General features: G+C 71.0%; 10 protein-coding genes. 5 read left to right on the top strand and 5 right to left on the bottom strand.

The features are described from left to right. The first annotated feature begins 34 nt into the window (after positions 1–34). Positions 35–226 carry a type II toxin-antitoxin system VapB family antitoxin gene (locus NCG93_RS17595; RefSeq protein ID WP_194413040.1) on the top strand — a complete coding sequence of 64 codons (192 nt, stop codon included), beginning with the start codon at positions 35–37 and terminating at the stop codon, positions 224–226. Continuing rightward, positions 223–615 carry a type II toxin-antitoxin system VapC family toxin gene (locus NCG93_RS17590; protein ID WP_194413039.1) on the top strand — a complete coding sequence of 131 codons (393 nt, stop codon included), beginning with the start codon at positions 223–225 and terminating at the stop codon, positions 613–615. Before NCG93_RS17595 ends, NCG93_RS17590 begins: the two co-directional genes overlap by 4 nt. A gap of 81 nt (positions 616–696) precedes the next feature. Here NCG93_RS17590 and metH read toward each other — a convergent pair whose 3' ends face one another. From metH to NCG93_RS17570, 4 genes are all read right to left on the bottom strand, one after another. Further along, entirely contained in the window at positions 697–4,416 is a 3,720-nt protein-coding gene (gene metH, locus NCG93_RS17585; RefSeq protein ID WP_194413038.1) for a methionine synthase, read from the bottom strand. Positions 4,417–4,504: 88 nt separating this feature from the next. Further along, positions 4,505–5,302, bottom strand: a complete 798-nt coding sequence (locus NCG93_RS17580; protein WP_194413037.1) for an LLM class F420-dependent oxidoreductase — start codon at positions 5,300–5,302, stop codon at positions 4,505–4,507. Positions 5,303–5,428: 126 nt separating this feature from the next. Beyond that, entirely contained in the window at positions 5,429–6,382 is a 954-nt protein-coding gene (locus tag NCG93_RS17575) for a permease prefix domain 1-containing protein (protein ID WP_194413036.1), read from the bottom strand. A gap of 41 nt (positions 6,383–6,423) precedes the next feature. Next, positions 6,424–6,768 (bottom strand): PadR family transcriptional regulator, encoded by a 345-nt coding sequence (locus NCG93_RS17570; protein ID WP_194413035.1) that lies wholly within the window; start codon positions 6,766–6,768, stop codon positions 6,424–6,426. 174 nt (positions 6,769–6,942) lie between these two features. On the opposite strand from NCG93_RS17570, the gene NCG93_RS17565 reads away from it, so the two are divergent. Then, complete coding sequence (locus tag NCG93_RS17565; protein WP_194413034.1) at positions 6,943–7,962, top strand: o-succinylbenzoate synthase; 1,020 nt, start codon at positions 6,943–6,945, stop codon at positions 7,960–7,962. A gap of 102 nt (positions 7,963–8,064) precedes the next feature. On the opposite strand, the gene NCG93_RS17560 is transcribed toward NCG93_RS17565, so the two are convergent. Next, a complete protein-coding gene (locus NCG93_RS17560; RefSeq protein WP_194413033.1) occupies positions 8,065–8,715 on the bottom strand; it encodes a TetR/AcrR family transcriptional regulator in 651 nt (216 codons plus the stop codon). Positions 8,716–8,849: 134 nt separating this feature from the next. On the opposite strand from NCG93_RS17560, the gene NCG93_RS17555 reads away from it, so the two are divergent. Together NCG93_RS17555 and NCG93_RS17550 are read left to right on the top strand one after the other, a co-directional pair. Then, the gene (locus tag NCG93_RS17555; protein ID WP_194413032.1) at positions 8,850–11,882 is read left to right on the top strand and encodes an MMPL family transporter; all 3,033 of its coding nucleotides are present in this window, start codon (positions 8,850–8,852) and stop codon (positions 11,880–11,882) included. After that, positions 11,879–13,909 carry a YhgE/Pip family protein gene (locus NCG93_RS17550; protein ID WP_194413031.1) on the top strand — a complete coding sequence of 677 codons (2,031 nt, stop codon included), beginning with the start codon at positions 11,879–11,881 and terminating at the stop codon, positions 13,907–13,909. The genes NCG93_RS17555 and NCG93_RS17550 overlap by 4 nt, the downstream gene beginning before the upstream one ends. Positions 13,910–13,992 lie beyond the last annotated feature (83 nt).

Genomic DNA, 13,992 nt, shown 5'->3' with positions numbered 1-13,992 from the left:
ATCAATTGATGCGATTCTCGATGCGAGGAGGATCATGCGTACGACCGTGACTCTCGATGACGAGCTTCTGACACGCGCCGCTGAGCTCACCGGAATCCACGACCGGAGCGCGCTGCTGCGCTCTGGACTTGAAGCGCTGATTCGCAGCGAGAGTGCGCGCCGCCTCGCCGCACTCGGCGGGACCGACCCGCACGCCGAAGCCCCGCGACGGGACCGCTCGGCGTGACGAGTGCACCCGGTCCGGCCGCCGTCGTGCTCGTCGACACGTCGGTATGGATTGATCACCTGCGCAGCGGCAATGCCGTCCTCGCGGCACTGCTCGAAGCCGATCGCGTCGCCGCGCACGCCCTTGTCATCGAGGAGATCGCTTTGGGTACGCTCGCCCGCCGCAATGACGTCATCGGCGGCCTCGAGAGGCTTGTCCGGCTCCCCGACGCGTCGCACCGCGAGGTGCTCCACCTCGTGACGACCTTCCCGCTCTGGGGTCGCGGTCTCAGTGCTGTCGACACACATCTCCTGGCCTCCACACTCATCACGCCGGGTGCGCGGCTGTGGACGCGCGATAAGCGCCTCCACACAGCAGCCGCCGAGCGTGGCGTCGCCTACACGCCGTAGCGACCGCCTCGCGGCGTCAGGCCACTCCCGTGCGGTGACGGATGCCGCGGGCCGCGGCATCCGCTCTCCTCCACGTCCGGGTCAGACCGAGAAGTACTTCGCCTCGGGGTGGTGGAAGACGAAGGCGTCGGTGGACTGCTCGGGGTGCAGCTGCAGCTCCTCGCTGAGCTCGACGCCCATGCGCTCGGGCCGGAGCAGCTCGACGACCTTGCGGCGGTCCTCCATTTCGGGGCACGCCGGGTAGCCGAGTGAGAAGCGGGCCCCGCGATACTCCAGCTTGAACAATCCGGCCGTCTCCGCGGGATCCTCCGCCGAGAAGCCGAGCTCGGAGCGGATGCGGGCATGCCAGAACTCGGCGAGCGCCTCGGTCAGCTGCATCACGAGCCCGTTGAGCTCGTAGTAGTCGCGGTACTTGTCCGCGGCGAACAGCTTCGCGGTCACCGAGTCGATGTGCGCGCCCGCCGTCACAAGCTGGACAGGCATCACGTCGACAGCGCCGGACTCGCGCGAGCGGACGAAGTCGGCGAGGCACAGGTGGCGGTCGCGGCGCTGACGCGGGAAATGGAAGCGGAGGCGCTCGGTGCCGAGCCCTTCGGCAGGCTCAGAAATCGGGGAGAGCGACCCGCCGTCGGGCGCGAGCAGGCCCGGCACCCCGAGCACCCCCGTCGGGTCATCGCCGTGGTGCAGCACGACGACGTCGTTGCCCTCCGACACGACCGGGAAGTAGCCGTACGCGACCGACGCGTCGAGCATGCCCTCGCCGAGGATGCGGTCGAGCCAGTAGCGCAGCCGCGGACGCCCCTCGGTGTCGACGAGCTGCTCGTACGATGCGCCGTCGTCGCCGCGGCCGGGCTTCAGGCCCCACTGCCCCATGAACGTCGCGCGCTCGTCGAGGAAGGCGGCGTAGTCGTGCAGCGCGATGCCGCGGACGATGCGCGTGCCCCAGAACGGCGGCGTCGGCACCGGATTGTCGGATGCCACGTCCGAGCGCGCCGGCATCGCCGCCGGCTCGGTGAGCGTGAGCTTCGAGCCGGCCGCGTGCCGCCGCTTCTTCAACGCCGGGAGTCCGACCGACGCCGGGTCGGCGCCGCGCGCGATCTTCACGAGAGGCTCCATCAGCGCGAGGCCCTCGAACGCATCACGGGCGTAGCGCACCTCGCCGTCGAACAGGGAGGCGAGGTCGTCCTCGACATAGGCGCGCGTGAGCGCCGCACCGCCCAGGATCACCGGCCACTTCGTGCCGAGCCCGCGGGAGCGGAGCTCTTCGAGGTTCTCCTTCATGACGACCGTCGACTTCACGAGCAGGCCGGACATGCCGATGACGTCGGCGTTGTGCTCCTCGGCCGCGGCGATGATGTCGGCGATCGGCTGCTTGATGCCGAGGTTGACCACGTCGTAGCCGTTGTTGGTGAGGATGATGTCGACGAGGTTCTTGCCGATGTCGTGCACGTCGCCGCGCACCGTGGCGAGCACGATGCGGCCCTTGCCCGAGGCATCCGACTTCTCCATGTGCGGTTCGAGCAGCGCGACAGCGGTCTTCATCACCTCGGCGGACTGCAGCACGAACGGCAGCTGCATCTCGCCCGCGCCGAACCGCTCACCGACGATCTTCATGCCCTCGAGCAGGTGGTCGTTGATGATCTGCAGCGGCGCCAGCCCGCCCTCCCGCGCCAGGTCGAGGTCGGCCTCCAGCCCCTTGCCCTCGCCGTCGATGATGCGGCGCTCGAGCCGCTCGCCCACCGGCAGCGCGGCGAGCTCGGCGGCACGTTGATTGCGCAGCGCCGCGGTGTCGACGCCGGCGAAGAGGTCCAGCATCCGTGCCAGCGGGTCGTACGTGACGTTGCCGTCGGCGTCGTACTCGCGGCGGTCCCACACCAGGTCGAGAGCGACCTTGCGCTGTTCGTCGGAGATCGAGGCGAGCGGCACGATCTTGGCCGCGTCGATGATGCCGGACGTGAGCCCGGCCTCGACGGCCTCGTGGAGGAACGCCGAGTTCAGCACGCTGCGCGCGGCCGGGTTGAGCCCGAACGACACGTTCGAGACGCCCAGCGTCGTGTTGATGCCGGGGTACTTGGCCGAGATCTGGCGGATCGCCTCGATGGTCTCGATCGCGTCGCGGCGCGTCTCCTCCTGGCCGGTCGCGATGGGGAACGTCAGGCAGTCGACGATGATGTCACTGACACGCAGGCCCCACTCGCCGACCAGCTCGTCGATGAGGCGCGTCGCGATCTGCACCTTGCCCTCGGTGGTGCGGGCCTGGCCGTGCTCGTCGATCGTCAGCGCCACGACGGCGGTGCCGTGCTCCTTCACGAGCGGCATGATGCGGCCGAAGCGCGAGGTCGGGCCGTCGCCGTCCTCGTAGTTCACCGAGTTCACGACGGGGCGTCCGCCGATCAGCTCGAGCCCCGCGGCGATGACCGCCGGCTCGGTCGAGTCGACGACGAGCGGCAGCGTCGAGGCGCTCGCCAGGCGCGACACGACCTCGCGCATGTCGGCGGCGCCGTCCCGTCCGACGTAGTCCGTGCAGACGTCGAGCAGGTGCGCGCCCACGCGGATCTGGTCGCGGGCGATCTCGACGCAGTCGTCCCACCGCTCCTCGAGCATGGCCTCACGGAACGCCTTCGAGCCGTTCGCGTTGGTGCGCTCGCCGATGGCGAGGTACGAGGCATCCTGCTGGAACGAGACATGCTGGTACAGCGACGCGACGCCGGGATCTTCTTCGTGGCCCTTCGACAGGCTCAGGGACCGCACCCCGTCCCGTCCGGCATCTGCGTCCGGTCCCCGAGCCTCGTCCGGTCCCTGAGCCTGTCGAAGGGGACTCAGCCGCTCGACGACCGCGGCGAGGTGCTCGGGCGTCGTGCCGCAGCATCCGCCGACGAGACCCAGCCCGAACTCGCGCACGAACTGCTCGTGCGCCGTCGCCAGCTCGGCCGGAGACAGCGGGTAGTGCGCGCCGTTCGCCCCGAGCACGGGAAGCCCGGCGTTCGGCATGCACGCGACCGGCACGGTGGCGTGCTTGGAGAGGTGCCGCAGGTGCTCGCTCATCTCGGTCGGCCCCGTGGCGCAGTTGAGGCCGATCGCGTCCACGCCGAGCGGCTCGATCGCAGTGAGCGCCGCGCCGATCTCGGACCCCATGAGCATGGTGCCGGTGGTCTCGACGGTCACCTCGACGAAGATCGGCAGACGGATGCCGCGGCTCACGATCGCCTGTCGACAGCCGTTGATGGCGGCCTTGGTCTGCAGGAGGTCCTGCGAGGTCTCCACGAGGAAGGCGTCGGCGCCGCCGTCGATGAGCCCCTCGGCCTGCAGCGCGAACGTCTGCTTGAGGTTGTCGTAGGTCGTGTGGCCGAGGCTCGGCAGCTTCGTGCCCGGCCCCATCGAACCCAGCACCCAGCGCACGCGTCCGTCGGCGGCCTCGGCCGCCTCGGCCCGCTCACGCGCGATGCGCGCCCCCGCGGCAGCCAGCTCGGCGATGCGGTCGTCGATGCCGTAGTCGCCGAGGTTCGACCAGTTCGCGCCGAACGTGTTCGTCTCGACGGCGTCGACGCCGACCTCGAGGTAGGCGTCGTGGATCGCGGCGACGACATCCGGCCGCGAGACGTTGAGGATCTCGTTGCAGCCCTCGAGGCCCTGGAAGTCGCCGTCGATCGAAAGGTCGTAGCGCTGCAGCATGGTGCCCATCGCGCCGTCGGCGATGACGACCCGCTCGCGCACACCCTCCAGCAGCTGCTGCGAGCGCTCCGGACGCGGCACGCCGTCGATGTCGAGGGCGAAGCGGGGAGCGGGCGGCGCAGCGGTCACCCCGTGATTTTAGTCGCGGGCGCGCCCCGCCGCCCGGTTCGTGACGCCCCGCGCCGGCGCAGGCTCGGGACGCGGCATCCGTCCCCGCTCAGGCGTTCTTCGAGTCGCGCCAGCGCAGCCACGACCGGATCAGGTCGTAGTCCCAGTCGGGGCCCTGGAAGCCGAGGGTGAACAGCCGCACGCCGGCGTCGTACAGCTCATCGGCGAAGCCCTCGCCGCGCTGGTGCAGCTCGTTGGAGATCACGAGGTTCGACGTGTCGCGCTGCTCGCGCTCGGACCACTTCTCGATGACATCGAGCTTGTGCGCCAGCTGGTCGGGGCGCACGAAGCTGTGCCAGATGTCGGCGTGCCGGGCGACCAGACGCAGCGTCTTCTGCTCGCCCTGTCCGCCGATCATGACAGGGATCTCGCGCGTGGGAGCCGGGTTGAGCCTCTGCCAGCGGGCCTCGATGCGCTCGAGTCCGGCGGCGAGGTCGTCGAGTCGCGAACCGGCGGTGCCGAAGTCGTAGCCGTACTCCTCGTAGTCGCGGGCGAACCAGCCGGAGCCCGTCGCGAAGATGAAGCGGCCGACGCCGTCCTTCGCCGAGATGTGGTCGACGGTGCGGGCCATGTCGGCCTGCAGGTCGGGGTTGCGGTAGCTGTTGCAGTTGACCAGCGCACCGAACTCGACGCGCTCGGTCTGCTCCGCCCAGGCGGCGAGCATGGTCCACGACTCGAAGTGGAGACCGTCCGGGTCGCCCGACAGCGGGAAGAAGTGGTCCCAGTTGAAGAGGACGTCGACGCCCATCTCCTCGAGACGGAGGACGGCGTCGCGGAACGCGGAGTACGGGGCGTGCTGGGGCTGCAGCTGCACGCCGAGGCGCACAGGAGTATCGAGGAGGGGCATGCCAAAAAGACTAGGGCCGCTGCGAGGGGGCGATCCTCGTTCGAGGAGGATTGCCGAGATGAGGACGCGCAGCGGCTCGCGCGTCCTCATCTCGGCGCAGCTCCTCAGGTGAGGACCGCGGGCGGGTCAGCCTCGGCTGGCCCGCCGCGCCTTCATCGCAGCATCCACCGTGTCCCAGATGGCGATTCCGGCGATGACGAAGCCGATCACCACGTTGACGATCACGCCCACCTTGGCGCCGTCGTCGGCGACGATCGTCGGGAAGAACTCCGGGTTGATCAGCCGCCCCTCGAACAGCAGCCACAGCGCCGGCACCGCGAGGACGAGATTCAGGATGCCGTTGGCCACGGCGAGCGCGGGGGTCCAGCGTCCGACCGCATAGACCACGATCGCGAGCACCGCTTCGAGGGCCATCAGCAGGAACAGCCCGATGATCCACCACGGCCACAGCCCCGGATCGAGGAAGGGCAGCCCCGGCTGCGTCGGCGCGAGTCCGACGAAGTGGTCCCACAGGACGACGCCCGCGAAGATGGCGAGGAACGCGAGCGAGGTCACCATGTCGCCGAGTCCGGCGCCGCGCTGGCGCGGCTCGGGCAGCTGGTCGGGCGTCCAGGGTCCGCTCGTCATCGTCTCGTGCCCGGTGCGCTCCAGCACCACGAAGACGAGGGTGGTCCAGAACCCGATGTGCACGACCACCGTGAGGAGGAGGGGCACGACGGCGCCGACGATCTCGCCGAAGGTCGCCCCCTCGAGCACCATGGCGAGCGAGACGCCGAACGCGGCGCACGCCGGGACGATCCACAGGAGCAGCTTCAGAAGCCGCCACCAGTCCAGGAAGTATCGCGGGCCGACGAGCCACAGCGGCCGGTCGGTGTACCCCGCGGCGAGCTTGTCGGGGTCTCCCAGGTCGGTCAGGACGGCGCGTTCCGCCGATGCCTGGTCCTCCCCCTCCCCGAGGCGCGCCTCGATCTGGTCGTCGATCGAGCCACGCAGCTCGGCGGCGAGGTCCGCGCGCTGCGCCTCGGGCACGGTGCGCATCGCGGCGTCGACGTAACGGTCGGTGAGCGTCGCGGTTGTCATGTCGGTTCTCCTCAAGTGCTGGTCGTGATCAGTGCCGACGGTCAGTGCTGAACGTCGGGGGTCGGAAGGTCGTCGATCGCCGCGGCGATCGCGCGGAAGTCGTCGGTGAGCGATGCCGCGAGCCGAGAGCCCGCGGCGCTGGTGCGGTAGAACTTGCGGGGCCGCGACTCGTCGGTGTTCCACTCGCTGGTGAGGAACCCCTGCTTCTCAAGGCGTCGCAGCAGCGGGTAGAGCGTGTTCGCGTCGGTGGCGAAGCCGTGCTGCCCCAGTTCTTCGAGCAGCCCGTACCCGTACCCCGGGTTCACGAGCAGGCGCAGGCATGCGAGCACGACGGTGCCGCGACGCAGCTCCTGCAGGTGCGTCTCGAGGATCTCGGTTTCACTCATGTCTCACACCATACTGTGCGCCACACACCATCGTCAAGGACACATTGTCGGATCGCTCGCGCCCCCGGGTCCCGGCCGCATCCCGCGCTCCGTGTTCGGTCCGTCGCAGATGCACCGGCGCGCCGATTCGTGTACCTATTCGACGGACGAACGGGGAGAGGCGAGGATGGGGACGTGAGCAATGACGCGAACCGGCCCGCCCTGAATGAGCTCCTCGACACGGCGCGCGTGGTCGCCCTGCCGCTGGCGACGAGGTTCCGCGGCATCGACGTGCGCGAAGCGCTCCTCTTCGAAGGCCCCGAGGGCTGGGCCGAGTTCTCGCCGTTCCCGGAGTACGGCGACGCGGAGGCCGCGACGTGGCTCGCTGCAGCCATCGAGGACTCACGGATGCCGCGGCCCGCCGCCCGCCGTGAGCTCATCGGCGTCAACGCCACGGTGCCGGCGGTGGCCGCGGCATCCGTCCCGGCCGTGCTGGCGCGGTTCGACGGCTGCCGGACGGCGAAGGTCAAGGTCGCCGAGGCCGGTCAGCTGCTCGCCGACGACGTCGCCCGCGTCCGCGCCGTGCGCGAGGCGATGGGCCCGGAGGGGCGCGTGCGCATCGACGCGAACGGCGCCTGGAACGTCGACGAGGCGGAGCGTGCGCTGCACGCCCTCGCGGAGTTCGACCTCGAATACGCCGAGCAGCCCTGCGCGACCGTCGACGAACTCGCTGAGCTGCGGCGGCGCGTGAAGTACATGGGCATTCCGATCGCGGCCGATGAGAGCGTGCGCAAGGCCGCGGATCCCCTGGCCGTGGCCCGTGCCGGGGCGGCGGACCTGCTGGTCGTCAAGGCGCAGCCGCTCGGCGGCGTGCGCCGAGCCCTCGAGATCGTGGCGGAGGCGGGGCTCCCGGCCGTGGTCTCCAGCGCCCTCGACACGTCCGTCGGGCTGTCGATGGGCGTCGCGCTCGCTGCCGCGCTCCCCGAGCTCGACTACGACTGCGGGCTCGGGACGGCGTCGCTGTTCACCGCCGACGTGGTCGATCCGCCGCTGGTGCCGCGTGACGGCTTCCTCGCGGTGGGCCGGGTCGCGCCTGACGCGGCGCTGCTCGACGCGCGCGCGGCGTCCGCCGAGCGCCGCGCCTGGTGGCTCGACCGCCTGGCGCGGTGCTACGCGGTGCTCGACTCGGACGCTGACCCTTCGCCCACCCCCTGACGCTTCCTGCCGCGCGCCGACGGAGCGCCGGCGGTCCAGGCTGCATGCTGTCAGCGGCGATCCGCCGAGGTCTCACCCCGCTCGTCTCGCCGGCTGACAGCCTCAGACGGGTTCGATGATGACCTGCGCGACGCGGGCGAGCTCCTCGTTGATGCGCAGACGCATCTCCTCGTCGCCGAGCCCCGCCATCACGGCCCGCACGGACGCCGCCTCCCATACGGTGAGCATGAGCCGAGCAGCCTCGTCTGCCGGAACCCGGAATCGCAGTGCGCGTGCTGCGCCGATGTCGGAGATGATCTGTGCGACGTTGCGCAGCATCTCCTCGTCCTGCGCGAGGTAGGCCAGGGCGAGCGCCGGCGTGCGGAGGGCGCGGATCCGAATCTCGCTCATCAGCAGCACGCCGAGGCGGTCGTCGGCCGAGACGTCGAGGATCTGCTGCACGATCTCCAGCGCGTTGGTGGGCATGAGCTCGAGGGCGCCCTCGCCCTCCAGCGCCGCCACGCGCTCCCGCACCACGGCGACGCGACCGCGCGCCACCGAGCCGGCGAGCTCGAGGAACAGCTCGTCCTTGGTCTCGAAGTTCGAATAGAACGCGCCGCGGGTGAAGCCCGCGCGTTCGCAGATCGCCTCGACGGATGCCGCATCCAGCCCGACCTCGGCGAAGACCAGGGCTGCGGCATCCAGCAGCTTCTGCCGGGTCGCTTCGCGGCGGCGTGACATGCCTGCCACTTCCATCACGGGGGTGTCGCTCATCGGTCCTCCTTGCCGCCAGTCTCACACGGACTACTCAGGTTGGGGCGGGCAACCCGCCTTACGATACACTCATGTATCCGATACAGCGCTGTATCGACGCAACCCCCACCTCATACCCGTAATACGGAGGCGCTGTGTCGACCCTTCTCTATGCGCTCGGCCGCTGGACGTACCGCCACCCGTGGCGGGTGCTCGTCTCGTGGGTGCTCCTGCTCGCCCTCGCCGGCGGCGGTGCGGCTCTGTTCATGAAGGGCACCGACAACTCGTTCTCGATTCCCGGGACCGAGGCTCAGGAGGGCATCGCGCTCCTGGACCGCAGCTTTCCACAGGCGAGCGGCACGAGCGCGCAGCTGGTGATCGTCGCGGCCGACGGCGACCAGGTCGACGAAGAGCCCTACGCGACCGCGATCGACGACACCGTCTCGCATCTCGAAGACCTCGACGGCGTGATCGCCGTCACCGACCCCTTCAACGAGATGGTCACCGGCATGGTCGCCGACGACGAGTCGGCGGCGATCGTGCGCCTGCAGTTCGACGGTCAGTCGACCGATGTGTCGGACGAGACCAAGGCAGGTCTCGAGGATGTCGCCGACGATCTCCGCGAGACGCTGCCCGAGGGCTCGCAGGTCGCCATGGGCGGCGATCTCTTCTCGACCTCGGTGCCGGCCCTCTCGCTGATCGAGGCGGTGGGCGTTCTGATCGCACTGTTCGTGCTGATCGTCACGTTCCGCTCGTTCGCGGTCGCCTGGTTCCCGCTGGTGTCGGCCCTGATCGGGGTCGGCCTCGCGATCGCCCTCATCTACGTCTCGACGGCGTTCGCGTCGATCTCGTCCACCACCCCGATGCTGGCCATCATGCTGGGGCTCGCGGTGGGGATCGACTACGCCCTGTTCATCGTCGCCCGACATCAGGATCAGGTGCGCGCGGGCGTCGAACCCGAGGAGTCCGCTGCGCGCGCGACCGGCACGGCCGGCTCGGCCGTCGTGTTCGCCGGTGTCACCGTGCTCATCGCACTGATCGGCCTCGGCTTCGCCGGCATCCCGTTCCTCACGACCATGGGCAACGCCGCGGCGGTGGCGGTCGCGATCGCCGTGGTCGTCGCCATCACCCTGACCCCCGCGCTCCTGGGCTTCGCCAAGGGCCGTGTCGCCGGCTGGGGCCACCGCAGGAAGCGCCGGGGAGTCTCGCTGTCGCGCCGCAGCGCGACGGGACCGTCTGCCGAGCCCGAGGACGCGCTTCGTCTCGCTGGCGCTCGCTCAGCGACCGGGGACCTGGACGCCGGCGCTCGCTCAGCGACCGGGGACCTGCACGCCGGCGCTCGCTCAGCGACCGGGAATACGGAAGCGGGCGCTCGCTCAGCGACCGGTGACCTGGCCGCAGATCCCACTCCGGTCGCTGAGGATGCCACCCCGGCGGCGCCCGTCAAGAAGACGAACCGGTGGGTGCAGCTGGTCACCAACCACCCGGTCGTCACGACCATCGCGGTGGTGCTGACGCTCGGGGTCATGGCGATCCCGGCCGCGAGCCTCGGCCTCGCGCTGCCGAACGCGGGCCAGCAGCCCGAGTCCAGCCAGGCACGCCAGGCGTACGACCTCACCGCCGAGCACTTCGGCCCGGGGGCGAACGGCCCGCTCATCATGACGGGCACCATCGTCACCTCGACCGACCCGCTCGGTCTCATGGCCGACCTCGCCGACGAGGTCGAGAAGGTGCCCGGCGTCAAGGAGGTCGCGCTCGCGACGCCGAACGAGACCGCCGACACCGGCCTCATCCAGATCGTGCCCGAGACCGCGCCGGACGATCCCGCGACCGCCGAGCTCGTGCGCGCGCTGCGGGAGCTCGCTCCTGAGCTCAAGGACGAGTACGGCGTCGACCTCAAGGTGACCGGCTTCACCGCGGTGGGCATCGACATCTCGGACCGTCTGGGCGCCGCCCTGCTGCCGTTCGGCATCTTCGTCGTCGGCCTGTCGCTGGTGCTGCTGATGATCGTGTTCCGCTCGATCTGGGTCCCGATCAAGGCGGCCGTCGGCTACCTGCTCTCCGTGCTGGCCGCCTTCGGCGTCGTAGCCGCGGTGTTCGAGTGGGGCTGGGGAGCGGAGCTCCTCCACGTCGATCGCACCGGGCCGGTCATCAGCTTCATGCCGATCATCCTGATGGGTGTGCTGTTCGGGCTGGCGATGGACTACCAGGTCTTCCTGGTCAGCCGCATGCGCGAGGACTACGTGCACGCCCGCCGCGCGGCCGCCGGCCACTCGACCCGCAGTCGCCGTGACATCGCCCTGGGCGCGGTGCGGTCGGGCTTCACCGCCTCGGCGCGTGTCGTCACCGCGGCGGCGATCATCATGTTCGCCGTGTTCGCGGCGTTCGTTCCGGAGGGCGACGCGTCGATCAAGCCGATCGCGCTCGGCCTGGCCGTCGGCATCGCGGTGGACGCCTTCCTCGTGCGCATGACGCTCGTGCCCGCCGTCATGGCGCTGCTCGGCGACAAGGCGTGGTGGATCCCCCGCTGGCTCGACCGGATCCTCCCCCACTTCGACATCGAGGGCGAGGCCGTCGAGCGCGAGCTCGCGCTCGAGTCCTGGCCCGAGCCGAACACGACCGCGGTGGTGGTGGGCGAGGGCGTGGGCGTCCGGGCGGATGCCGGCGGCTCCGCCGGCGAGGTCGTGCTGTTCGAGGATGCCGCGTTCCGCCTCGAGCCCGGCGGCACTCTCATCGCGACCGGCGACCCGCGCGCGGCGCGCGCATTCGCGCTGACCCTGGCCGGGCGGCTCGCGCCGACCGACGGCAAGCTGCGCGTCGCCGGCCACCTGCTGCCGGAGCGCGGCGCCTGGGTGCGTGCCCATGTCGGACTCGCTCTCCTCGGCGACACCGAGGATCGACTGCCCGCGCTGCGCCGCGCCCTCGCCGGCAAGGCGACGCTCGTCGTCGTCGAAGGTGTGGACGCTCTGGATGCCGCCGAGCGCGACCAGGCGGGTGCCCTGCTGCGCGACGCCGCGAGCGCACTGCGCGGCGGTGGCGGCAACGGCATGCTCACTGTCGTCGTGACCTCGCGAAGCGAGAGCGCCGCGCTCGCGCTCCTCGCCGACGCGCATCGCCCCGACGTGGCCTCGCTGGCGCTGCGCTCGGGCGCTCCCCTGACCACCCCCACCGCAGAGGTGAACGCATGACCCCGAACTGGATCACCACGGCCGTCGAGCGCGCACGCTCCCGCCGGCCCGTCACCTGGCTGACGCTCGTCGGCGTGCTGCTGCTGCCCGTCGTCATCGGCGGCATCCTCGTCGCCGCGCTGTACAACCCGGTCGAGCGCCTCGACAGCCTCACCGCCGCGATCGTGAACGAGGATGAGCCTGTCACGATCAACGGGCAGACGGTGCCGCTCGGCCGTCAGCTCACCGCCGGTCTCGTCGAGGGGTCGGACGAACTCGACAGCAACCTGACCTGGACGATCTCCAACGAGGAGGATGCCGAGGCCGGCCTCGCCGACGGCACCTACGCCGCGGTCATCACGATCCCGGAGAACTTCTCAGCAGCCGCCACCTCCACGGCTCCCGGTTCGACGCCCGAGAAGGCCACCATCGAGGTCACCACGCCGCCCGACAGCCTCATCGTCGACGACGCGATCACCGCCCAGGTGGCGACCGCGGCAGCGTCGAGCATGGGCACGCAGTTGTCGAGCGTGTACCTCGAGAACGTGTTCCTCGGCTTCACGACGCTGGGCGACCAGCTCGGCACGGCTGCCGACGGAGCGACCCAGCTCGCCGACGGCGCGGCCCAGGCCGCCGACGGTGCCGCCCAGCTGCCGGGCGGCATCTCGCAGCTCGCCGACGGCAACGCGCAGCTGGCGGACGGCGCGTCACAGCTCGCGGGCGGGCTCAACCAGATCGCGACCGGAATCGGAGGCGCCGCCGACGGGGCGAACACCATCGCGTCGGGCCTCGATACAGCGGCGGCGGGTGTGCAGAACCAGAAGCTGAAGGATGCCGCGGGCCAATCTGCGAGCAACGCCGACCAGGCCACGAAGCAGGCGGGTGCGCTCGCCCTGACGCTCGGCAATCCCGCACCGGAGACACCGGGGCTTGCTCAGCAGCTCGGCGCGCTGGCCGCCCAGTGCGTACCCGCGGTCTCGGGTGATGCGTTCTGCACTCAGTTGCAGGCCGCCGCGGCGACCGCTGCCACCGCGGCGCAGAGCGCCGGCGCGCTCGCCACGAGCGCCGGCACGGCCGCCGCGTACGCGAACGGCACCCTGACAGGGCTCACCACTCTGATGGACGAGACGAGCGCCGGCCTCACCCAGGCGGCGAACGGCACGCGCGATCTCGCCGCCGGTCTTGTCCAGCTCCAGTCCGGGACGAGCCAGTCCGCGAACGGCGCATCCGGCCTCGCCGACGGCGCCACGCAGCTCGCCTCGGGCGCCACGCAGGCGGCGGACGGCGCGACGAGCCTCGCCGACGGCGTCTCGCAGCTCGCGACCGGCACCTCCGACCTCGCGAGCGGCCTGACGACGGCATCCGAGTCCCTGCCGTCGTACACCGACCAGCAGGCCACCGATCTCGCCTCCGTCGTCGCCGACCCGGTCGAGGCCGACGGCGTGGGAACCTCGCTCTTCGGTGCGTCGGCGGTCCCCCTGCTGGCGACGCTCGCGCTGTGGTTCGGCGGACTCGGCACGTTCATCGCGCTGCAGGCCGTGTCACGCCGCGCTCTCACCTCGCGGCAGCCGTCGGCGCTGCTCACCCTGCGGTCGTTCGCTCCCGCGGCCGGGCTCGGCGCGCTGCAGGGCGCGCTCGTCGCCGGCGTCGTGCAGCTCGCCGCCTCGTACGGCTGGGGCGAGTGGTGGGCACTCGCCGGCGTCTGCGTCGTGGCCGGCATCGCCTTCGCCGCCGTGAACCAGGCACTGGTAGCCGTGTTCGGCGGCGCCGGGCGCTGGATCTCGGCGCTGATCGGCGTGCTCACCGTCGCCACCGGCGTGGTCTCGACCGTGCCGGGCGCGCTCTCGAGCGTCGCAGGTCTGATGCCGACGGCCCCCGCCTACAACGGCATGCTGGCGGCGCTCACCTCGGCATCGGGGCTCGGCGCGGCCTTCGCCGGGCTGATCATCTGGACGCTGCTCGCGCTCGTCGCGACGATGATCGTCGTCGCACGCCGCCGCAGCACCTCGGCACGGGCACTGCTGAAGGCGACGCCCGCCACCGCGTGATCCCCACCAGTTCGAGCCCGGTCGACGTGTCGCCCGGGCTCGAACTGTTCCCGCAGGGGTTGCCCTCCGCCACACCGGCCGCC

Origin of the sequence: Microbacterium yannicii, assembly GCF_024055635.1 — a bacterium.
Taxonomy (GTDB): domain Bacteria; phylum Actinomycetota; class Actinomycetes; order Actinomycetales; family Microbacteriaceae; genus Microbacterium; species Microbacterium yannicii.
The sequence above is the reverse complement of the archived record's forward strand: the minus strand, read 5'-3'. Positions and strand labels throughout refer to the sequence as shown.